Annotated in this window: 21 protein-coding genes; 13 read left to right on the top strand and 8 right to left on the bottom strand. The window is 40.1% G+C overall.

The annotated features are described in order from the left end of the window. Positions 1-624 precede the first annotated feature (624 nt). Complete coding sequence (locus ACYUCW_RS02405) at positions 625-942, top strand: hypothetical protein (RefSeq protein ID WP_004246335.1); 318 nt, start codon at positions 625-627, stop codon at positions 940-942. 62 nt (positions 943-1,004) lie between these two features. On the opposite strand, the gene hemY is transcribed toward ACYUCW_RS02405, so the two are convergent. The 4 genes from hemY to hemC are packed head-to-tail and all read right to left on the bottom strand — an operon-like array spanning position 1,005 to position 5,185. After that, positions 1,005-2,234, bottom strand: coding sequence for a protoheme IX biogenesis protein HemY (gene hemY / locus ACYUCW_RS02400; RefSeq protein WP_004246334.1), 1,230 nt, complete (start codon positions 2,232-2,234; stop codon positions 1,005-1,007). 4 nt (positions 2,235-2,238) lie between these two features. After that, positions 2,239-3,489 (bottom strand): uroporphyrinogen-III C-methyltransferase, encoded by a 1,251-nt coding sequence (hemX, locus tag ACYUCW_RS02395; protein ID WP_163748397.1) that lies wholly within the window; start codon positions 3,487-3,489, stop codon positions 2,239-2,241. A 20-nt stretch (positions 3,490-3,509) separates the two neighbouring features. After that, the gene (hemD, locus tag ACYUCW_RS02390; RefSeq protein WP_004246332.1) at positions 3,510-4,247 is read right to left on the bottom strand and encodes a uroporphyrinogen-III synthase; all 738 of its coding nucleotides are present in this window, start codon (positions 4,245-4,247) and stop codon (positions 3,510-3,512) included. Then, a complete protein-coding gene (gene hemC, locus ACYUCW_RS02385; RefSeq protein ID WP_012368705.1) occupies positions 4,244-5,185 on the bottom strand; it encodes a hydroxymethylbilane synthase in 942 nt (313 codons plus the stop codon). The genes hemD and hemC overlap by 4 nt, the downstream gene beginning before the upstream one ends. A gap of 987 nt (positions 5,186-6,172) precedes the next feature. On the opposite strand from hemC, the gene ACYUCW_RS02380 reads away from it, so the two are divergent. Further along, a complete protein-coding gene (locus ACYUCW_RS02380; RefSeq protein WP_004246330.1) occupies positions 6,173-8,770 on the top strand; it encodes a class I adenylate cyclase in 2,598 nt (865 codons plus the stop codon). Positions 8,771-8,839: 69 nt separating this feature from the next. Here the strand turns inward: ACYUCW_RS02380 and cyaY are convergent, their stop codons facing one another. Beyond that, positions 8,840-9,157 (bottom strand): iron donor protein CyaY, encoded by a 318-nt coding sequence (gene cyaY, locus ACYUCW_RS02375; RefSeq protein WP_036969605.1) that lies wholly within the window; start codon positions 9,155-9,157, stop codon positions 8,840-8,842. A gap of 80 nt (positions 9,158-9,237) precedes the next feature. Between cyaY and lptM the strand changes: the two genes are divergently transcribed. The 7 genes from lptM (at position 9,238) to ACYUCW_RS02340 (ending at position 15,504) form a co-directional block, all read left to right on the top strand. Continuing rightward, positions 9,238-9,405, top strand: coding sequence for an LPS translocon maturation chaperone LptM (gene lptM, locus ACYUCW_RS02370; protein ID WP_004246328.1), 168 nt, complete (start codon positions 9,238-9,240; stop codon positions 9,403-9,405). A 41-nt stretch (positions 9,406-9,446) separates the two neighbouring features. Then, complete coding sequence (dapF, locus tag ACYUCW_RS02365) at positions 9,447-10,271, top strand: diaminopimelate epimerase (RefSeq protein WP_004246327.1); 825 nt, start codon at positions 9,447-9,449, stop codon at positions 10,269-10,271. A 24-nt stretch (positions 10,272-10,295) separates the two neighbouring features. Then, positions 10,296-11,006 (top strand): DUF484 domain-containing protein, encoded by a 711-nt coding sequence (locus ACYUCW_RS02360; RefSeq protein WP_004246326.1) that lies wholly within the window; start codon positions 10,296-10,298, stop codon positions 11,004-11,006. After that, the gene (gene xerC / locus ACYUCW_RS02355; protein WP_004246325.1) at positions 11,003-11,926 is read left to right on the top strand and encodes a tyrosine recombinase XerC; all 924 of its coding nucleotides are present in this window, start codon (positions 11,003-11,005) and stop codon (positions 11,924-11,926) included. Before ACYUCW_RS02360 ends, xerC begins: the two co-directional genes overlap by 4 nt. Beyond that, on the top strand, positions 11,926-12,642 hold the full coding sequence (gene yigB, locus ACYUCW_RS02350; RefSeq protein WP_012368708.1) for a 5-amino-6-(5-phospho-D-ribitylamino)uracil phosphatase YigB: 717 nt from the start codon (positions 11,926-11,928) through the stop codon (positions 12,640-12,642). The genes xerC and yigB overlap by 1 nt, the downstream gene beginning before the upstream one ends. 145 nt (positions 12,643-12,787) lie before the next feature. Next, entirely contained in the window at positions 12,788-14,944 is a 2,157-nt protein-coding gene (gene uvrD, locus ACYUCW_RS02345) for a DNA helicase II (protein ID WP_004246323.1), read from the top strand. Between the two features lie 155 nt (positions 14,945-15,099). Continuing rightward, a complete protein-coding gene (locus tag ACYUCW_RS02340; protein WP_163748399.1) occupies positions 15,100-15,504 on the top strand; it encodes a hypothetical protein in 405 nt (134 codons plus the stop codon). A gap of 10 nt (positions 15,505-15,514) precedes the next feature. Here the strand turns inward: ACYUCW_RS02340 and rarD are convergent, their stop codons facing one another. Both rarD and ACYUCW_RS02330 read right to left on the bottom strand, forming a co-directional pair. After that, entirely contained in the window at positions 15,515-16,408 is an 894-nt protein-coding gene (gene rarD / locus ACYUCW_RS02335; RefSeq protein WP_004249653.1) for an EamA family transporter RarD, read from the bottom strand. A gap of 134 nt (positions 16,409-16,542) precedes the next feature. Further along, entirely contained in the window at positions 16,543-17,010 is a 468-nt protein-coding gene (locus ACYUCW_RS02330) for a thioesterase family protein (protein WP_004249652.1), read from the bottom strand. Between the two features lie 234 nt (positions 17,011-17,244). Here ACYUCW_RS02330 and pldA point away from each other — a divergent pair, with 234 nt between their 5' ends. The 4 genes from pldA (at position 17,245) to yigL (ending at position 21,899) form a co-directional block, all read left to right on the top strand. Beyond that, positions 17,245-18,120 (top strand): phospholipase A, encoded by an 876-nt coding sequence (pldA, locus tag ACYUCW_RS02325; protein ID WP_004246319.1) that lies wholly within the window; start codon positions 17,245-17,247, stop codon positions 18,118-18,120. Between the two features lie 111 nt (positions 18,121-18,231). Further along, positions 18,232-20,061 (top strand): ATP-dependent DNA helicase RecQ, encoded by a 1,830-nt coding sequence (gene recQ / locus ACYUCW_RS02320; RefSeq protein ID WP_004246318.1) that lies wholly within the window; start codon positions 18,232-18,234, stop codon positions 20,059-20,061. A 20-nt stretch (positions 20,062-20,081) separates the two neighbouring features. Next, positions 20,082-21,086 carry a lysophospholipase L2 gene (gene pldB / locus ACYUCW_RS02315; RefSeq protein WP_004249650.1) on the top strand — a complete coding sequence of 335 codons (1,005 nt, stop codon included), beginning with the start codon at positions 20,082-20,084 and terminating at the stop codon, positions 21,084-21,086. Between the two features lie 12 nt (positions 21,087-21,098). Further along, the gene (yigL, locus tag ACYUCW_RS02310; RefSeq protein WP_004246316.1) at positions 21,099-21,899 is read left to right on the top strand and encodes a sugar/pyridoxal phosphate phosphatase YigL; all 801 of its coding nucleotides are present in this window, start codon (positions 21,099-21,101) and stop codon (positions 21,897-21,899) included. A 68-nt stretch (positions 21,900-21,967) separates the two neighbouring features. Here yigL and ACYUCW_RS02305 read toward each other — a convergent pair whose 3' ends face one another. Then, entirely contained in the window at positions 21,968-22,987 is a 1,020-nt protein-coding gene (locus tag ACYUCW_RS02305; protein WP_004249648.1) for a fimbrial protein, read from the bottom strand. Positions 22,988-22,991: the final 4 nt, after the last annotated feature.

The following is a 22,991-nucleotide window of genomic DNA, read 5'->3' as shown; positions in this document are numbered from 1 at the left end:
TGAATTTAAATGAAATATTTTTTATTGTCGGTAAAAAACAACACATGGCAAATTTGATGTCGCTAAAAGGTGACATATAACTCAATGATTTTTATATATTATATACTGGTGTTAGCTTAACTGTCGTGAAACAGAGACGAGTTGGCAAATTTATTTTTTCTTTTTTATTTAACAATAGCCTGATAAAAATACGCTCTCTGATCTTTTATATTTTAAATACGCCATACAGGCGAAGGCGCCTAAAAAATTCAATTAGTTAGTTTTATACTGTTTGAGAATTAATTTTTTATTGGCGGAAAATAAAAGTTGGCACGCTAAATGCATTACTTATCCTGTAGATGCTCATTCCACTCCTTATGACAGCATATGTCTTCATAAACCTAGGAATGATGCAGAGCCGATTATCGGTGCCTACGTCCACGTTATCGATGAAACACCATTCATCACCAACAGGACGAAACGTTGAGTGAGGCACCATCCGTCTGTAGACCTGATTGTATATTTTATGCACCTGTATTTTTTAATACGGGTGTTTTTTTGTCTGTTTTTTATCTCATCCCTTTTGAATTGATAACACTATCACGCTATTATCCAGCGCAAGGGTAAATAGGGGGTAGTATCACGATGATAAATAACCAAAAAGCGTATCTTGCGCAAGAAAGGCTCTTTTTGATAGATAAGTTTGGCCCATTGTTGTTTTTTTTGATCCCGCTGATCATGCTGATTATCGGTGGAAAATCATGGGCGAAGTATGTTGCTTTTCTGTGTCAGGGGATCGCACTGATTTATATCGTGGTGTTTTACCAAGCAAGAAAATATTATTTGTCATTTACACACCAAAATAATAAAGGGATACCTTATCGTTTTTATCGTATCGCTTGGGTCTATTTATTTTTAATTTTGTGTCTTGAAGTAGTACTACTGGTTCAACACGCTTTTTAAAAGTAATAAAAAACCCTCAATTTTGTGTTTGAGGGTTTTGGTCAATAAATGAAATGATGTATTTATTGCAGTGCTTTATTTGTTTTAGGCTCGTCAAAAATAACAGAGTCTTTTTTTAACGTCATTAATAGCGCATCTTTGCGTACTTTGGCTGACTCAACTGATTTATTCTGTTTGTCTAGCACATCAGCCAACCACGCAAAATCATGAACATCTGGACGCTGTTTTAATGCATTGCGAAATGCTGTTTCTGCTTGTGCCCATTGCCCTTGTTGCATGGCAATTTGACCGACGGTGCTATTGAGTAATGGTGTCGGACCATGTTGTTTAATTAGTGAGTTAAGCACTTTTAAAATTGAGTCTGGATCGCTGTTTTTTAAGCGCGGTAACAATAAGATCAGGCGTTCATCATAGTGACGTTTGATCCCATCTAAAATGATCGTCTGCGCAGTTTGCGGATCGTTGCACTCAATAAGGTGTTCTGCTAATACAAATCGTAGTCCATTATCATGTTGGATCTTACGAGGCTGTGCCTTCCACCAATTTTTCAGTCCATCACAACCATTTTCGGACATCTTCTGTCCCATCAGCCCAATATAGGCTTGTTGACGTAATTGCTCTAATTCATCATCTGTATGTAGGGCTATTTTCTGCATTGAAGGGATGATATCAAGTAGTGCTTGCCAAGCTTCTGTACGTATATACGCAGTTTCTGCTAAGCGTAATACTTCCGGATGACGAGGCACTTGATTGAGTAATTCATCGACCCCAGTACGAGCAGCATGGTTTTCATTTTGTGCCAGTAAAATGCGTACTCGGGTAATATCAACGGGTAACTGATTGGTATCAGCAAGCTCAGAAGCACGCTCCAGATGTTGCTGTACTCTAAACTCATCACCCCGTTGTTGTGCTGCTTCTGCTGCTAGTAAATAGTTTACTACAGGTTGTTCCGCATAATCGGCATTGCGGCTCATCAGCTTTTCTACTTGTTTGAAATCACCTTCCGCAAGTTTCATTAATGCTAACCGTGTTTGTTTACGTGCTCGGCTGCGTTTGCGCAAAGAGAACCAACTATAGGCTTTAGAGCCTGTACCAATAAAACGACGATAACACCAGCCAAGCAAGAGCAATATCAGTTGCAGTAAGACAAACATGATCACAAGACTGGTAACGCTAGTTTCAATATCCCAATTATCGGTTTGTATAAAGACATAACCTTGATGACCCGCTAATACAGGGCCGAAGATTATCCCTGCAATCAATACCACAAACAGGAGTAAGATCTTGAACATAAATTTATTCTCCTTGTGGTGCTACGGTTGTTGATGTCGTCGTTCCTGATGTTGCACTATCTTGTGCTGCATCAACCGCATAAGGGGCTTGTGTAGCTTCGGCATCTTTGGCTTCAACCGCTTCTGGCTGTGATGTCTCGTTTTGGGTCAGCAAATTACGGATCTGCTTTTCTACTCGTTTTTCTAACAGAGAGAGGCTTTTTAATTCTGTTGGCATTGCGAGAGTAATAGGCTGCTTTTCAAGCTCATTAATACTGTCTAAGAAAGCCGTTGTATTCGGATCGGTGGTATCAAAATAGGCGCGTACCCAAGTAGATACCGCTTCTAATGATTGTTGATAAATCTCTGTTTGATGGCGAGGTACCGATTGAGAAGCAATTAATAAACGAGAGCGGATATTTTCTCGCAGATAAATATCTTGGTTTGGGGCTAATAGTGGAATAGCGGTACTGTCTCGACGACGGATAGTAATAAAGTCATCCATAAAGCTTTTCCAGCTTTTACTGAGGTTTTGCTTCCAGTCAGAAAGCGAGCCTGAAATGGCTTCATCATTTTTATCCATCGGTGAGCCATCACGCTCAAATCCAGATAAGCGTAGGTTATCAACCTGATTAGCTAACTGATTTAATTGTAAAATAGTACCATCATTATCAATTTTGCTCAGCGCGGCTAAGTTGCCAATATCTTCATTAATGGCGCGGCGGATGGCCAATAAGCTTGGGTCATTCATTTCTGCTAAGCTACTATCTGCACCTTTTAATAAACTTACCGCTGTGACGACATCTTGGTCATTCCATAATTTGCGGCCCGCCATTTTTACCATAAAATCAGCTTGCGCTAATAGCCAGCTTTTTACATCTGCACTTGAGATAGCAGCAAATTGCGTTTGTAAATTTTGGATTTGACGCTCAGTAACTTGGCGTTCATTTTGCAGTTTATCAATAGTGAGTTTTTGTGAGTTAAACTGACTGTCAATATTGTCAAAACGTTGTTGATAAGTATCTTGCAATTGTTGTAATTGTGCCAATTGTGATTTTAGCGATTGGTTTTCTGTACTTAGTTTAGTCGCTTGTTGAGTGGTGTAATAATAAAGACCACCACCGATTGCCAGAATAACGAGGATCGCAACGGCACTCCCTATCAAACCTGAACGCTTATTGTTTACAGGTTTTACTTCTTGATAGCGGATATCGTCATCAGCCTTTGATGTACCATTCTGCAAGTCATTTTCATTCGTATTTTTCTGTTCCGTCATATCGGCGTCTCATTTAAGTTCTATATTAATGCATGAAATAAAGCATCATTATTGGCACTTTCAGCAACGGTTATTTTTTTAAAGCCTAATGTGCTAGCTATTGTTGCTAATCGTTTACTGACCACCACTAAATGACTGTCTAACAGCCATGCTTTTTCAGATCCAGCGACTAGATAAAAGAGTTGTTGCAACATTTCGCCACTGGTGACCACAAAGGTATCCACTTGGGCATTTTTCCACTTTAGCGCAAACTCTTCAGATACATAATCAATAAATAGACGCTGATAACATTCACATTCATCAACAATTGCACCGCGTTGACGTAATGTTGTGGCAAGTAGTTCGCGACCACCATTGCCTCTTAGTAGTAGTACTCGCTTGTTTTCTATTTGTTGAAGTGAAGACAAGGCCAGTAGGTCTTCACTGGTTTCTCCAAATTCTGGATAACGTATAGAATGTCCTGTTAATTGCTGAAACTCTTCAGCGGTGCTTTGACCTATTCCATAATAGAATAGCGTATCTGGCCATGATTGTTGTAATTGATTTAGTTGCCAGTTTGCGTACCACACCGCATTTTTAGAAAGTAAAAAAAGGTAATCACCCGTACTTAGCTTATTTAATTTGTTTTCTAATATGGAAAGCTCTTTACCCGCGGCTATTTCTATTAAAGGTGCATGAAAAGCATGCTTTCCCGCATCAATTAAGCGTTGCGTAAGTTGTTCTCCTGCTGGGCTAGGACGAGTGATTAAAATACTCATATCGCTGTATTACCTTGATATACAGCGGTTAAAATCTCTCTAGCTCCTTTATCTAGTAGCTCTTCGGCAAGAGAAATACCAGCTTGCTCTGCATCTTCAGGTGATACTAAGCGTTCGCCACGTAAAATAGTTTCACCATCAGGGGAGCCAACTAATGCTCGTAGCCAAATTTTGCCGTTTTGCCAAATAGCATAACTACCAATAGGTACTTGGCAACCCCCCTCAAGGCGAGTGTTCATCGCGCGTTCTGCTTTTACACAAGTTGCAGTATCTGCGTGGTTAAGGGCGGCTAATAAGGCTTGAGTATCATGATCATCTAAGCGACACTCAATGCCAACGGCACCTTGTCCTACCGCAGGAAGAGATTGTTCCGCAGACAAAGAAGAACGAATACGCTCAGTTAATTTAAGACGTTTTAAGCCCGCGACAGCAAGAATAATAGCATCATAGTCGCCATTATCGAGTTTACTTAAACGGGTTCCTACATTACCGCGTAAATCACGAATAATTAAATCGGGGCGCAGTGCTTTTAATTGGCATTGGCGACGTAGGCTTGAGGTACCAACGACACTTCCGGCTGGCAGTTGTTCTAATGAATCATAATGATTAGAGACAAAGGCATCACGGGGATCTTCTCGCTCACAAATCGTCACCAATCCCAGACCTTCAGGAAAATCAATGGGGACATCTTTCATTGAATGTACGGCAATATCTGCACGAGAGCTGAGTAGTGCAAGTTCTAGCTCTTTGACAAATAACCCTTTACCACCCACTTTTGCTAATGGGGTATCTAAGATGATGTCGCCTTTCGTGACCATCGGTACTAATTCAACGACTAAGCTCGGATGAGCGATTTGTAGTTGTTCTTTAACATAAAGCGCTTGCCACATAGCAAGAGGGCTTTGGCGTGTAGCAATACGGATGGTACTTTTTGACATAATATTATTATCTCTTCCGAGCGAGTTAGTATAATTTCTGTTTATAAATAAGGCTTTGTTTTAACACTTTAAGGTTCATTTTTCCAGTTAAGGCGTGGTGTGGTAGGGAAACAATGAATCATAAAGAGGTTTTAAATCAATATTAGTGAGATAAAAAATAAAAAAAGGGAATTACAAATAGTAAAAATCGTTATTTTTATCTTTTTACTGTTTTATATCTATATAAAAAGTGTGGTTATTTACAATATTTAAACATTAAATTAATTCATTTAACAATGGTGAGAGGAGAGAAAGGAGAGACTTACAGAATTTTCTGAACACATTGATAAAACAACCATTATTTTAATGTGACCCTTTTCTATCTATTTTTTCTATAATATAAAACCACCCAAAAAATTAACAAAAATATTAATTAATAAAAAAGAAATAAAATAATTAAATAAATAATGAAAATTTAAATTTTATTTAAATAGACAATGATGAAGTTTGAATATGTCTTTAATTAATTTTATTGTTTATATTGTTATTATTTACTTATTTTTATAGATAATTCATAAAAAAAAGCAACACTATATATAGTTATTATATATCAATGGGTTATGTTTATTATTATTTTTTTACTCTTTTTTAGGTAAAGGTAAGTATTTTTTTCAACTTGTTATCACAAGGTAACTCGTCGATTTTAGCTGTTTTATGGCCGATCAACACTTTTTTCTATATGTTTTCTCTATAAGTAAAATAGACTATCTTTATGATATAAAAGTCATTATTTACTCTGCTTTATACGATTAAGCGTCTAAAAAAGCAATTTAGATCTTGGTGCTATATTTTGAGATCCTCTTTACGCCTTGCTTGCAAGGTGTTAAATTGATCACGTTTCCGAGATTTTGTTAGTAAAGTTTTATCTATTAATAATTGAATAATTAAAGCTCGGTAATTTATAAACTCAGATTCTACTATTTTCTTAGTATTGTTCAGGCGAAACTCTTGTATCTTTATATTGAAACACTGAAGCAACGGCTGGATGCGATTAATCAACTCAGGCTGGAACGTGCATTTGCATCGATGAGTGATGTGTTTAAACAGGTGTATGGTTTAATTCCTGTTTTACTGCATTACCACCACCCTCAGTTGCCAGGCTATATTCAAGGAAATGTCCCTCATGGTACATGTTTCTTTGAACCTGATGACGTGCAACGTCAATGGGTCAATAAGCTGACTAATGCATCATGTGATGAGCCAATGAATGGATACACCAGCGGAGAGTTACCTATTACGGGTATCTATTCGATGGGAAGTACTTCCTCGATTGGGCAAAGTCACTGCTCCGATATTGATATTTGGGTCTGTCACCAATCTTGGCTGGACCAAGATGAGCGTGCACGTTTACAACGTAAATGTTTACTGATCGAACAATGGGCGGGAGAATTAGGTATTGATGTTACTTTTTTCTTAATTGATGAGAACCGCTTCCGTCATCATGCAAGTGGTAGCTTAGGTGGGGAAGATTGCGGCTCAACTCAGCATATCCTGTTACTTGATGAGTTCTACCGTACAGCTGTTCGCCTTGCAGGTAAACGTTTGTTATGGACGATGGTACCAGTAGAAGAAGAGTACCATTACGATGAATATGTTAATTCACTCTATGCCCAAGGTGTATTAACGCCCAATGAATGGCTTGATTTAGGTGGATTAGGTGAGCTTTCTGCCGAAGAGTATTTTGGTGCAAGCCTGTGGCAACTCTATAAGAGTGTTGATTCACCTTATAAAGCCGTATTAAAAAGTATTTTATTGGAAGCCTATTCCGCGGATTACCCTAATGGCAAATTGTTGGCATTAGAAATGAAACAGCATCTTCATCGTGGTGAAATCGTAAATTACGGTTTAGATGCATATTGTATGATGCTTGAGCGCGTAACCCGCTATTTAGTTTCGATTAATGATTTAACCCGCCTTGATTTAATCCGTCGCTGTTTCTACCTGAAAGTTTGTGAAAAATTATCTAATGAAAAAAATGAGAATGAACCTGCAGGTTGGCGACGCCAAGTATTATCTCAGTTAGTCACGCAGTGGCAGTGGGATCACGAACGTTTAGCGATATTAGATAATCGTGATAGCTGGAAAATAGAGCGCGTTCGTAACGCACATAATGAATTATTAGATACGATGATGCAAAGCTATCGTAATCTTATTCGTTTTGCGCGCCGTAATAACTTAAGTGTCAGTGCTAGTCCACAAGATATTGGTGTATTAACACGTAAGCTTTATGCCGCTTTTGAAGCGCTACCGGGTAAAGTAACCCTGGTTAATCCACAGATTTCTCCTGATTTATCCGAGCCTCATTTAACCTTTATCTATGTGCCACCGGGACGCGCTAATCGTAGTGGTTGGTATCTTTATAATCGGGCTCCTGATTTTGCACATATTGTTGGTCATCAACCGTTAGAATATAACCGTTACTTAAATAAATTAGTGGCGTGGTCTTATTTTAATGGGTTACTTACTAAAGATTCACAGGTTTATATTCATCAAGGTGACTCCTCTTGTGATGAAATTAAACTTCATGAATTAGTGCGGGATATCTCGAGTCATTTTCCTATTCGTTTACCTGCCCCGACGCCTAAAGCACTGTATAGCCCTTGTGAAATTAGACATTTAGCCATTATTGTCAATTTAGAAGTCGACCCAACAGAGCGTTTTTCTGATCAAGTGGTGCATTTTGATTTTAGAAAGTTGGATGTATTTAGCTTTGGCGAGGAAGAGCAATGCTTAATTGGCAGTATCGATTTGCTCTATCGTAACTCTTGGAATGAAGTGAGAACGCTGCATTTTAATGGTACGCAATCGATGTTGGAATCGTTAAAAACTATTTTAGGTAAAATGCACCAAGATGCGGCCCCACCTGCATCGGTTGAAGTTTTTTGTTATAGCCAGCATCTACGTGGTTTAATTCGCACCCGTGTTCAACAGTTAGTCTCAGAATGTATTGAATTGCGTTTATCAACCAATAGATTAGAGCCAGGGCGTTTTAAAGCATTACGTATTGCAGGGCAAACATGGGGATTGTTCTTTGAACGTCTTAATGTTTCTGTGCAAAAGTTGGAGAATGCCATTGAATTTTATGGGGCTATTTCATACAACAAATTGCATGGATTACCCGTTAAATTAGGTAAAGATGCCCGTTATCTGCCCGCGGTGATTGATGGTTTTGCTTGTGAAGGGATTATTCAGTTCTTCTTTGAAACAACAGAGGATAATAATGTCTTTAATATCTATATCTTAGATGAAGCTAATCGAGTGGAGATTTATTCTCACTGCGAAGGCAGTAAAGAAGAGCTAGTAAAAGATGTCAGCCGTTTTTACTCTTCATCTCATGATCGCTTTACTTATGGCTCAAGCTTTATCAACTTCAATTTGCCACAGTTTTATCAAATCGTGAAAGTGGATGGAGCAACGCAAGTACTGCCTTTTGCTGGGGGATCGTTTGGTAAGCTAAGTGATCTAGGTAAAACAGCGCCAAAAGAAGAGATGAGTACTAAGCCTATTCAAGGATTTAATGACTATCAGGCTGTACATCATCACTGATCATCGACACGGCAAAGCCGATAGAGAAGTGATGGGGACTTTTCCGCACCCATCACTTAGTTGTCTGTGTTAAAAAGAAAATGCTTCACCACTTTGTTCGCTGATTGCTTGAGCCAACATGGTTAAAAATTCCCCGCCACTACGATCGCAAACCCACTGTGTACCTTTCCAATCAAAATGATAACCGCCAGAACGCGTTGCTAACCATACTTGATGAAAGGCTTCCTGACGATTAATGATAATTTTACTATTATTTTCAAAGGTTAATGTCATTACGCCACCATTGATTTCACAATCAATATCCGCATCACCTTCATAATTATCAATGGTTTGTTCTATTTCTGACATCAATTCGTCAGCTAATTGGTGAAATTCACTATCGTTCATCTTCATTTTCCTATTTGCTTTTCGAGATCTAACTGCGATTATAGAGGATATTAACCAAATTAATGATAGGCAGATTTCGAATGAAAACGTATTTACGTTGCACCCTTGCTATAATAACACTGATTTCTCTTTCTGGTTGTGGCTTGAAAGGCCCTCTCTATTTCCCGCCTGAAGATACTCAGGCAAATATGACTCAGTCATCCCAGCCAACCCAGCAAGTTGAGACTTCCTCAACACAAAACAATTAGTCAATATTAGAAACGGGACACCCGTTTCAGGCAGGGTTAAGATGCAATTTTCAAAAATGCATGGGTTAGGCAATGACTTTATGGTTGTTGATGCTGTTACCCAAAATGTTTATTTTTCACCAGAATTAATTTGCCGGTTAGCCAATCGACATACTGGTGTTGGGTTTGATCAACTGTTAGTAGTTGAAGCACCTTATGATCCTGAATTGGACTTTCATTACCGCATTTTTAATGCTGATGGGAGTGAAGTCGCACAATGTGGCAATGGTGCTCGCTGTTTTGCTCGATTTGTGAGACTAAAAGGGCTTACAAATAAAAGAGAAATAAAAGTCAGTACCCAGTCTGGCAGAATGACCTTACATGTTATGGATAATGAAGATGTTTGTGTCAATATGGGAGAGCCAGAGTTTGAACCACAAAAAGTACCGTTTCGTGCTCAAAAAGTAGAAAAAACCTATATTATCAGAGCGATGGAACGAACAGTTCTATGTGGTGTGGTGTCAATGGGAAATCCGCACTGCGTGATCCAAGTGGAGGATATCAAAACTGCGGAAGTTGAGTCATTGGGCTCAGTATTGGAACAACACGAACGCTTTCCAGAGCGCGCCAATATTGGTTTTATGCAGGTGGTTGATAGAAATACATTGCATTTACGGGTATTTGAACGTGGTGCTGGAGAAACTCAAGCTTGTGGAAGCGGTGCCTGTGCCGCTGTCGCGGTGGGGATCTCCCAAGGTTTATTAGATAGAAAAGTGAAAGTTAATTTACCGGGTGGATCATTATCAATTGAATGGAAAGGTACAGGAAACCCACTTTATATGACAGGACCTGCTGTGCATATTTATGATGGAACAATCCAGCTATAATATTATTTTTGAGAGGTGCTTGGTATGACGGATAAGAATGAGCAGTTTTGTTACCCTGAGAAAAACGAACTCAACGATCAAACCATCATTGATTATCTCAAGGAGCATCCTGGTTTCTTTATCCGTAATGCCAGCTATATTGAGCAAATGCAAGTTCCTCACCCAGTAAGAGGGAGTATCTCATTAGTTGAGTGGATAATGTCACGTCAGCGAACACGTATTCATTATCTTGAAGAGGATATGCGTTTGTTGATTGAGCAAGCTGCAGAAAATGAATCTCTATTTAGCCAATTACTAAGGCTTATCTCTGAGTTATCCCGCTGTAATTCATTAAAGGAAATGCTGGAACGGTTAAATCTTTGGGCGAAGGAGTTAGGGCTTTACTCAGTGCAACTGCGTCTTTTCACCGATCGTTGGCAATTACAACCTCCTTTAGATGCTCAAACACTCGCACTATCTCGTCAAACATTTGAGCATTTCCGTATTCAGCGTATGGGCGATAATAATCACTATTTGGGGCCATTAAATGGCCAAGAAATCATGTTATTAATGCCTAATGTTCGTCGTTCTGGCTCTGTGGCACTCTCATTATTAGGGCATTATGGCGATTTAGGGGTGATCATTTTTAATAGTCGAGATAGCCAACATTTTCAAGAAGGTATGGGAACGGCAATGTTGGATAAACTCGCACAGATATTACCTGAGTTATTAACTCGCTGGATCGCAAGACAATGAGCCAAATTATTGACGTCCCTGAAACACTCTCATTAGCCATTGATAGCTTCTTAAGTTATATCGAAGTTGAACGGCGATTAAGTCCGGTAACGGTAGAAAATTACCAGCGACAATTAATGACCATTGCACAAATGATGGTTGCAATAAAAATCAACCAATGGTCGTTACTGGAAAGCCAACATGTGCGTATGTTATTGGCTAAAAGCCATCGCAGTGGATTACAACCTGCAAGTTTAGCATTGCGCTTTTCAGCATTGCGTAGCTTCCTTGATTGGCAAGTTTCTCAAGGAATGTTAGCAGTAAACCCCGCCAAAGGGGTTCGAACACCCAAATCAGGTCGTCACTTGCCTAAAAATATGGATGTTGATGAAGTCAGTCAATTGATGAATATCGACTTAAAAGATCCCCTCTCTGTAAGGGATAGAACGATGCTGGAAGTGATGTATGGCGCTGGATTACGTTTATCTGAACTGACTAACTTAAATATCAATGATATTGATCTCCAAGAAGGCGAAGTCCGAGTATTAGGTAAAGGCAGTAAAGAGCGTAAAGTTCCCTTGGGAAGAAAAGCCGTAGAGTGGTTACAGCATTGGTTTGCCATGCGGGAGCTGTATTCTCCTGAGGATACTGCGGTTTTTATCTCAACGAAAAGCGGTAAACGATTATCTGTTCGCAGTGTGCAAAAACGTTTTGAACTTTGGGGGGTGAAACAAGGACTCAGTAGCCATGTCAATCCTCATAAACTGCGCCACTCTTTTGCCACTCATTTACTTGAATCAAGTGGTGATTTGCGAGCAGTACAAGAGCTATTAGGCCACGCTAATTTATCAACCACACAAGTTTATACTCACTTAGATTTTCAGCATTTAGCGAAAGTCTATGATGCTGCTCATCCAAGAGCTAAGAGAGAAAAATCATAATGCACTTTTATCGCACTCTGATGCCGATTGCAGCGATGACTTTTGATTTAGACGATACGCTGTATGACAATGTTCCTGTGATGGATAAAACAGAAGAAGAGACCTTAGCGTTTATCCGTCAGTATGATGAGCGTTTTCACCATTTTACTGAACATGATGTAGATGCTTACAAACAGCCACTATTAGAAAATAATCCTGATATTTTTCACGATATCACTCAGTGGCGTTGGTTAGCGGCTAAAAATATGTTGTTAGACTATGGCTATAGTGAAACTAAAGCACAGCAAGGTGCTGATGAAATTATGGCTCATTTTGCTTATTGGCGTAGCCGTATTAATGTCCCTAACAATACCCATCACGTGTTGACACAACTGGCGGAAAAAATCCCATTAATCGCTATTACTAATGGTAATGCTAATCCATTAAGCTGTGGGTTGGGGCAATACTTTACACATATTTTAAAGGCAGGGCCTGATGGGCGCTCTAAGCCTTATCCTGATATGTTTGATAAGGCAGCTTCGTTACTTAAACTCCCTCATCAGAATATTTTGCATGTAGGCGATCATCTAGTGACGGATGTAGAGGGCGCGGTTAAAAGTGGATTACAGGCGTGTTGGATTAATTTAGATAATCGCAGTTTGTTTACTGAAGGTGAAACACGCGTTATGCCTCATATTGAGATCACTGAATTAGCTAAACTGGTTGAATTAATTTAGTCATAGACGCGCTCTGTGCAGGTCTTTATCCACTTTTCAGTGGGCATAGTTTTGCATCGGGCGTAAAATCCTGTTAGTTTGTTGCTTAATAAACTAACTTCTGTATATATCCACAGTATTTCTCTTCACTCAATGATTGGTAATTATGGACGTCTCATATCTGCTCGAAGGCCTTAACGATAAACAGCGCGAAGCCGTTGCAGCACCGCGTGTAAATATGCTGGTACTTGCAGGTGCTGGTAGTGGTAAAACACGCGTATTAGTACATCGCATTGCTTGGTTATTATCTGTTGAACAAGCCTCTCCTTTTTCCATTATGGCGGTAACATTTACTAATAAAGCTGCAGCAGAAATGCGTCATCGTATTGAGGACTTGATTGGTACTAGTCAAGGGGGAATGTGGATAGGTACCTTCCATAGTCTCGCCCATCGTTTATTACGGGCGCATTATCTTGATGCTGGTTTACCTCAAGACTTCCAAATCATTGATAGTGATGATCAATACCGTTTAATTCGTCGTATCGTAAAATCCATGGCTCTTGATGATAAGCAATGGCCTCCTCGTCAAGGTATGTGGTATATCAATGGAAAGAAAGATGAGGGACTCCGCCCACAACATATTCAGACCTATGGTAACCCCGTGGAAACCACATGGTTAAAAGTCTATCAAGCTTATCAAGAAGCTTGTGATCGTGCAGGCTTAGTGGACTTTGCGGAGTTGTTATTGCGTGCCCATGAGTTGTGGCTGAATAAACCACAAATTCTAGAACACTATCAACACCGTTTTACCAATATCTTAGTGGATGAATTCCAAGATACTAACCGTATTCAATATGCTTGGATCAGGATGTTGGCAGGACAGACTGGTAAGGTGATGATCGTCGGTGATGATGATCAATCTATTTACGGTTGGCGTGGGGCTCAAGTTGAAAATATTCAAAACTTTTTAAATGAATTTCCCGGCGCTGAAACCATCCGCTTAGAGCAAAATTACCGCTCCACCAGTAATATTCTAAAAGCCGCTAATGCCTTAATTGCTAATAATAGCGATCGCTTAGGTAAAAACCTATGGACAGAAGGGGCTGAAGGCGAGCCGATTTCACTCTATTGTGCATTTAACGACCTAGATGAAGCGCGTTATGTAGTAGGGCGTATTAAGCGTTGGCATGAAGAGGGAGGCGCCCTTGCAGATTGTGCCATTCTTTATCGTAGTAATGCCCAATCGCGCATCATGGAAGAAGCGCTATTACAAGCGAATATGCCTTATCGTATTTATGGTGGACAGCGTTTCTTCGAACGTCAAGAGATCAAAGATGCCCTCTCTTATATGCGTTTAACAGCGAATCGTCACGATGATGCCTCTTTTGAACGTGTTGTGAATACGCCAACGCGTGGAATTGGTGATAGAACCTTAGATGTGGTTCGCCAAGTAGCCAGAGATAACCAAATCACATTATGGGAAAGTGCATTACAGGTTATCGAGCATAAAATGCTAGCAGGCCGGGCTATTGCGGCAATTGCGCGCTTTTTAGAATTAATTGAGACGTTAGCAAATGAAACAGCGGATATGCCGTTGCATGTGCAAACAGACCGTATTATTCGCGATTCTGGCTTAAAAGCGATGTATGAGCAGGAAAAGGGTGAAAAAGCACAAGCGCGGATTGAAAACTTGGAAGAGCTGGTGACGGCGACTCGTCAATTTAGCTATCAAGATGAAGACGAAGATTTAATGCCATTGCAAGCTTTTCTCTCTCATGCGGCATTAGAATCAGGAGAAGGACAGGCTGATGCGTATCAAGATGCTGTTCAATTGATGACACTACACTCGGCGAAAGGGCTAGAGTTCTCACAAGTGTTTATTGTCGGGGTTGAAGAAGGCATGTTCCCAAGCCAGATGTCCTTGGATGAAGGTGGGCGCTTAGAAGAAGAGCGTCGGCTAGCTTATGTTGGCGTGACGCGTGCCATGAAAAAGTTAACACTTACTTACGCTGAAAACCGCCGTTTATATGGTAAAGAAGTGAGCCATCGACCTTCGCGCTTTATTGGCGAGTTACCAAAAGAGTGTGTTGAAGAAGTACGGTTACGGGCGACGGTTTCACGTCCCGTGAATCATCATCGTTTAGGTACACCGATTGTTAGTAATGATACAGGTTACTCCCTTGGTCAACGGGTTAAGCACCCTAAATTTGGTGAAGGTACTATTATTAATATCGAAGGTAGCGGTGAACACTGCCGATTACAAATAGCCTTTAATGGTGAAGGTATTAAGTGGTTGGTTGCTGCTTTTGCACGATTAGAGTGATTGGCTATTTATTGACACTGTTAATTTTTTAAAAGAGAGCAATATAAAAAAACACCCTTACTAATCTAGAAGATAGTTAAGGGTGTTTTTTTTAATGAACATATAATTAACCGAATTAATAATTCCGTTACAGATTATTTTAACGGAGTTAGCTGATGAAAATTACTTCTGTATTATTTGATACTTATTATCCAATTAAGCCTGTGACAAAAATCACTGAGGATTTCTCTGTTGATAAAATGCCCCCTGTGGAGCCTATTTATGAGCAGCGTTTTGATACTTACCAGCCTAGTGCTCCTGCCAACCCGTTTGAAGAAGATCTCTATTGTCGATTATTACGACATCAACGTGATTTTGTGCCGCGCATGAATCTCTATTTAAGTGGGGTGATCGGTGCTATCCGTATTGCAACTAATTCTACATCAACATTCTTTAGACGCTCACAACGCCGTATAGAAGCGATAGCAATGGGTTGTAATACAAAAGAAGAGCACTCAAGCCCTGCCAGAAAGGGGTATCTTTCTGGCGCTTTCATTAGTATTGATAATTTAGCTCAATAGTAAGTATGTGCTAACTTCGTCTTAAACGTTGCTGAGTGTAGAGTGCATCTAAAGTAAATAAGATAAGGGCGACCCAAATAAACCCAAAGGTCACTAAACGCTCCGCATCGATTTGTTCTCCATACACCATAGTGGCGAGAATAAACATCAATGTGGGTCCTATATACTGGAAAAATCCTAGGGTAGATAGACGCAAATGTTGAGCTGCTTCGGTAAAGAGCAGTAAGGGTACGGTGGTGATAACCCCTGCAGCAATCAGTAATGTATTTAGCGACCAGCTATTTTCTAACATATTGCTGGTGGGTGAATGGGTAAAAAAGAGGATATAAACTAAAGCAACAGGAAACAGCCACAGTGTTTCTATTGTCATACCCGTTTGTGCATCTACCCCAAGTTTTTTACGTAATAGTCCATATAGGCCGAATGTGACTGCTAAACTAAGGCCGATAACAGGTACAGAGCCGAATTGCCATAATTGGATAAAGACGCCAGTAAAGGCTAAACTTACGGCGAACCATTGCATACGGCGAAAGCGCTCGCCTAAAAAAATCATACCGAATAACACATTAACTAATGGATTAATAAAGTAACCAAGGCTGGCTTCTAACATAAATCCGTGGTTAACCGCCCATATATAGATAAGCCAGTTACTGGCAATAATCACCGCAGTAAGTGCTAACATTAGTACTTTTTTGGGCTGACGAACAAGTTGGCGTAAATAGGGCCAATGGCGAGTGATCGACATTAAAAGCAACATAAAGAAGAATGACCATAAAATACGGTGTGTTAAGATCTCTTCTGCGGGCACTTCTTGAATGCTTTTAAAATAGACAGGGGCAATACCCCAGATCAAATAGGCGCCTAGGGCACATAAAACGCCTTTTAAAGTGTTTTTCTGGCTCATGCTATCTCTGGTATTGATGGAAATGAAATATGTGACGGGGTTATCATACCCAATGACATTATCTAATGTGTCATTAGGCATGTTTTTTTACAAGTAATTAATATTAATCTACCTAAGATAATGGATAAGTCGCATCAGCCAACAATATAAGTTGCTGTGCCGCTGGCGATATGAACTTGTTTTTCATTGTGTAATTCAACCCTTGCCACAGAAACTTTATTACCACTACGTAGTATATGACTACTTGCGGTAAAACATTCCCCTCGCCCTGGGCGTAAATAATCAACACGTAGATCGATAGTGCCCATTTTGGCCAGTTTTTGTTCGAGTTGCTCTTGGGATATAGGGGCTAGACGTGTTAGGGCATTACCTACACAGACTAAACCTGCACTTACGTCTAACACCGAGGCTATCATGCCACCATGTAAAATGCGTTGTGCGATATTGCCAACCAGTTTGTCTTGGTAGCGAAATTGGATCTCAGCATAATCTTGTTCGAAGCGAATTAATTCTAAACCTATCAGTTGATTAAAAGGCATTTGATAGACAAAAACATGTCCAATCAACGCTTGTGCTTCTTCCAGTGTTAATATTTTCTCCATTTTAAAGTTCCTCGACATTTTATTATTAGGTTAATGTTTTGTTAATAATAGATGACAAAAAGGTAATTTCCCATTCATCAGGTTAATAGAGTGTCGAGAAAATATATGAGATTTAATGGAAATAACGTGTAAAATATGGACGCCTAACGCGAATAAAGCTGATTTATAAGCGCTCACGACAAATATTAAGTGCTATCTTTTATATTGTTCACTAATAATACAGGATAATTAACTATGCGTTACATCCGTTCTTTACTCACGGTGATTTTAACCTACCCTGTATGGGGAGTGGCGGCGGAGATATCACCTGTATCATCTCCAACACCGTTGGTTCAGGGCAGTATTATTTCCGGTCTATTACAAGAGTATGATTCACCCTTTGTACTTTACCCTTATGAATCTAATTATATTATTTACACAAAAACCTCCGATATGAATAAAGAGGCGATTGCCAGTTATGATTGGGGTCATAAGGCTAAAAAAGATGAAGTTAAATTTCAGATAAGTCTTGCATTCCCGCTGTGGCGTGGCATTGCCGGGGAAAATTCTGTATTAGCGGCTTCCTATACGCAACGCTCTTGGTGGCAGCTAAGTAATAAAAAAGAGTCTGCGCCGTTTCGTGAAACCAACTATGAACCACAACTATTTTTAGGTTGGGCGACGGATTATCAATTTGCCGGTTGGACATTAAGAGAAATTGAAACGGGATTTAACCATGAATCGAATGGCCGCGCAGAGCCTACTTCACGAAGTTGGAATCGTGTTTATGCACGTTTTATGGCGCAAAAAGGTAATTTCCAACTCGATCTGAAACCTTGGTACCGTTTTAATGAAAGTGCTAAAAATGATGATAATCCCGATATTAATCGCTATATGGGATATTACCGCTTAAAAGCGGGTTATCGTTTAGGCGAAAGTACGTTTACTTTAACAGGGCGTTATAACTGGAGTAGCGGATACGGTGCTGCCGAGCTAGGCTGGAGCTATCCTATTACCAAGCATGTACGCTTTTATACCCAACTATTTAGTGGGTATGGGGAGTCGATGATTGATTATAATTTCCGTCAAACTCGTATCGGTGTCGGCGTTATGCTCAATGATATGCTGTAATTTTCTTCATTCTAGGGTAGCATAACACGACAAGTGGTGATGGCACCTTTATACTGGTGCCTTTTCTTTTACTCCTCATTATCGTTCTTACCAGCTTTTCAGAGGAATGGCGTGTCCACAGCAGAAGTTCTTAATTCAATGCCATCAGCTCAGGTTATTTTGCGCGAAACCTTTGGTTATCAGCAATTTCGACCAGGCCAGCAAGAGATTATTGATACCATTATCACCGGGCGCGACTGTTTAGTCGTCATGCCGACGGGAGGGGGAAAATCGCTTTGCTATCAAATACCTGCGCTTTTGCTTGATGGCTTAACCGTAGTTGTTTCTCCGTTGATTTCCCTAATGAAAGATCAAGTTGATCAACTCTGCTTACATGGTATTGACGCGGCATTTCTTAACTCAACTCAAAGCCGAGATGAACAACTGCAAGTACAAATGCGTTGTCAACGGGGTGAAATAAAACTGTTATATATTGCACCTGAACGCCTAATGATGGAGAGTTTTCTTCACCATTTAGTGCAATGGCAGCCTGCTTTATTAGCGGTGGATGAAGCACACTGTATTTCTCAATGGGGTCATGATTTTCGCCCTGAATACCGAGGAATTGGCTTATTAAGACAGTATCTTCCTGATGTCCCTATTATTGCGTTAACGGCGACAGCTGATAATACAACACGTCATGACATTATTAATCAGCTCGCGTTACGCACTCCTTTAGTTCATATTAGCAGTTTTGACCGCCCAAATATTCGTTATACTTTAGTTGAAAAATATAAACCGCTCGATCAACTTTGGCTGTTTATTCGTGGGCAGAAAGGAAAATCAGGCATTATCTATTGTAATAGTCGCAGCAAAGTAGAAGAGACCGCTGAACGACTAGGTAAGCGAGGATTAAGTATCGCGGCTTATCATGCGGGTATGGATATTGCCACACGAGCAAAAGTGCAAGATGCTTTTCAACGCGATGATTTGCAGATTGTGGTCGCAACGGTCGCTTTCGGCATGGGAATTAATAAACCCAATGTACGTTTTGTGGTTCATTTTGATATTCCGCGTAATATTGAATCTTACTATCAAGAAACGGGACGCGCAGGACGCGATGGTTTACCTGCACAAGCGGTGCTGTTTTATGATCCCGCGGATATGGCTTGGCTACGTCGTTGTTTAGATGAGAAGCCAGAAAGTGAACAAAAAGCGATTGAATCCCATAAATTAAATGCCATGGGGGCTTTTGCCGAAGCACAAACTTGTCGACGTTTAGTGTTACTTAATTACTTTGGTGAACACCGCCAACAAGCTTGTGGTAACTGCGATATTTGCCTTGATCCACCTAAACAATATGATGGGTTAGTGGATGCACAAAAAGCGTTATCTTGCATCTATCGTACCGGACAACGTTTTGGCATTGGTTATATTGTTGAAATTTTACGCGGTGCCAATAATCAACGCATTCGCGATAATGGTCATGATAAATTGCCAGTTTATGGTATTGGTAAAGCCCATAGCCATGAATATTGGATGAGTGTGATCCGCCAATTGATCCATTTAGGTATGGTTGCGCAAAATATCGTTCATCGTTCTGCATTACAATTGACTGAGATAGCTCGACCGATATTGCGTGGTGAGGTGTCATTACCCTTGGCAGTACCACGACTATTAAGCCCAACAAAAAGCCGTTATCAGCAAACAAAAAATAGTCATCGACAGTACGATAGGAAATTATTTGCGAAACTACGCAAATTACGTAAATCTATTGCTGATGAAGAAAATATTCCACCCTTTGTGGTATTTAATGATGTCACACTGATTGAAATGGCGGAACAATGCCCTGTCTGCCCTGATGAATTGTTGTTGATCAATGGGGTAGGACAACGAAAACTAGAACGATTTGGGCCAGCATTTATGACACTTATCCGTGATCATATTGAGGGGTTCGAATAGCGCCAACGAGGAGGAGCCGAATGACAACCACACTTTTTCAGCACATGTGGTTATCTCGTGAAAAGCAATTCTCTGCTTTTACGAATGGTATCTTATTGGACTTTTGGAACCAACGACAGGAAGGCGAATTTACCGGAGTCGATGGCGTGAGCATTCGCTATGTTCATTGGCGCTCTTCATCACACAAAAAAGCGTTGGTGATCTGCTCTGGTCGTAGTGAAAGTTATGTAAAATATCCTGAAGTGGCCTTCGATTTTTATCATCTTGGTTATGATATTTTTCTTCTCGATCATCGGGGGCAAGGATTATCAGGGCGCTTATTAGATGATCCGCAAAAAGGCCACGTAGAAAAATTCAGTGATTATGTCGATGATTTATCGACATTTATTGATACTATAGTTTTGCCTTATCACTATCAGCACTATTTTGCGTTAGCCCATTCGATGGGCGGCGCTATTTTAGCCAGCTACCTATTACGTAAACCAGATACTTTCCAAGCCGCCGCACTGTGTGCGCCGATGTTTGGGATTAATTTACCAATACCACGCTGGGTGGCTAATTTTTTAGTTAACCGTGCAGAACAAAGTGTTTCAGAAAGAAATAATTACGCGGTATCAACGGGCAAATGGTTTCCTTTGCCATTTATCTTGAATGTATTGACTCATAGCCATGAAAGGTATCGTCGATACTTACGTTACTATGCCGATTTCCCTCAATTACGCTTAGGTGGGCCGACCTATCATTGGATGAAAGAGAGCCTAGAAACGGGGGATTGGCTGATTGAACATGCAAAAGAGATTAACACCCCTTTGCTAGTACTTGAAGCTGAGCTAGATAAAGTGGTGGATAATCGGGGAGTAAGGGCTTTCTGTGATGGTTATAGTCAGTCCAGAACAAGAGAAGAAAAGCAAAAATTGCCACTTGTGATTGAAGGTGCGCACCATGAAATCTTGTTCGAAATAGATAAGCTACGCTCACAAGCATTAATTGAAATCTGTGAGTTTTATGATAAGCATTTATTTTAATCAGGAATGTGTATGTATTCGATAGTTGCTTCTGATCTTGATGGCACCTTGTTATCACCTAACCACTTATTAACTCCCTATACCAAAGAAACGTTACATCTGCTTATTGAAAAAGGGATCCATTTTGTGTTTGCCACAGGACGTCATCATATCGATGTGGCACAAATTCGTGATGGGCTTGGTATTGACGCGTATATGATCACTTCAAATGGGGCTCGAGTACACAATACGCAAGGCACTCTTATTTTCAGTCAAGATCTTGAACCTGAAATCGTTTATGACTTAGCCCTAATGGTGTTTGATCACCCAGATATTGCAACGAATATTTATAGCAGTGATGACTGGTATATCAATAAAGAAACGCCTGAATTAAAAGAATTTTTTAAAGAATCGGTATTTAATTACCGTCTATTTGAGAAAACAGGCTTCCCAACAACGCAGGTGTGCAAAGTCTTTTTTACCTCAGAAGATCATGAATTGTTAGTTGAGTTAGAAAAGAAAATTAATCAACGTTGGGGTAATAAAATTAACGCAAGTTTTTCGTTGCGTAATTGTCTAGAGATTATGGCGGGTGGGGTATCAAAAGGAGAGGCACTACAAAAAGTCGCTAAGCTGATGCAACATTCAGTCAAAGATGCCATTGCATTTGGTGATGGTATGAATGATAAAGAGATGCTACAGATGGCGGGTAAGGGCTGCATTATGCAAAATGCCCACCAGCTACTAAAAGATCTATTACCGGATATGGAAGTGATTGGCTCAAATGTTGATGATGCTGTTGCACACTATTTACGTAAGTTGTATCAGGTTTAATCACAACCAATGGGATAAATTAAAAGGCGGATAATACTTCCGCCTTTTAGTTTAAGAGCGCAATTTACTTAATGATATTGCAGGGTAAATTGCAGTGTTCCATCAGCTTTGCCTGCGGTGGTAGTCTCAGAAGTTTGTATATAACCCGCTTCTAAAGGAATAGAAAAATTACCACTGTTATTCTTTTCGCTCACCGTTATCAATTTTCCTAACTCAATAGGTTGGTTTTGGTATTTCACCTGAATGCCATAGCCTTTGGCTGTGTTGCTATCATTGGCATTATTAAGGCTAATTGTGCCGGCGGTTTGGCTAGCATCAGGGGTGCCATCGAATTTTATCTTAATGGGTGAAACGGGATCACAATCTAAATCGATATTCACATCTTGTAGACTATCAGGGCTAACAGAGCCAACACCATTAAAGCTCGATTTTGCCACAGAGCCTAAAGGAACATTAATATTATTATTGATAACTTCACAGCCACTGGAAACAATATTAAGGGGATTAAGGTAAACCTTTGGTTCAGTACGGCCAGTATTGTCACTGGTGATAAATCCCCCATTGTGATACAAAATCAGCATAGCAACCCATGTGCTTGGAATGGTTTGTGATTTGATATTGTTACGCAGTTTATATAACGTCATTTTTAAAGAAGCGGTATAACTACTACGGTTTAAGTTACTTGTGCAAATAAGGCGATTACTGTAGTTGCCATCAACATTATATAGTCCATCGACATAAGCGGAACCGGTGCAACCGACAGTAATAGTCCCGTGTAGGGTATAACCGATACCACTAGTCCCTAATTCACGCACATAGGCACTGCCTACTTTAGGGCTGGAAGCTGAAATATAGCCGGGCAAGTAGATCCCCGCTTGTACTGGGCCTGTGATATTCCACCAAGTCCAGCCATACATAGTGCCTAAGTCAATCGTTGCCAGCTCTGTTAAAATAGGCGCGGTTCTTGAAACATAAATTGGATTGTTATAACTCACCGTTCTAGTGGTTGTATCGGCACGATATTCAGCAAAAGCGGTTGATGTATACAAAAGTGCAGACAGACAACCCAAAGTTATATATTTATTCATATTT

The sequence above is a fragment of the Proteus sp. MB838 genome (assembly GCF_054767435.1).
The sequence above is the reverse complement of the archived record's forward strand: the minus strand, read 5'-3'. Positions and strand labels throughout refer to the sequence as shown.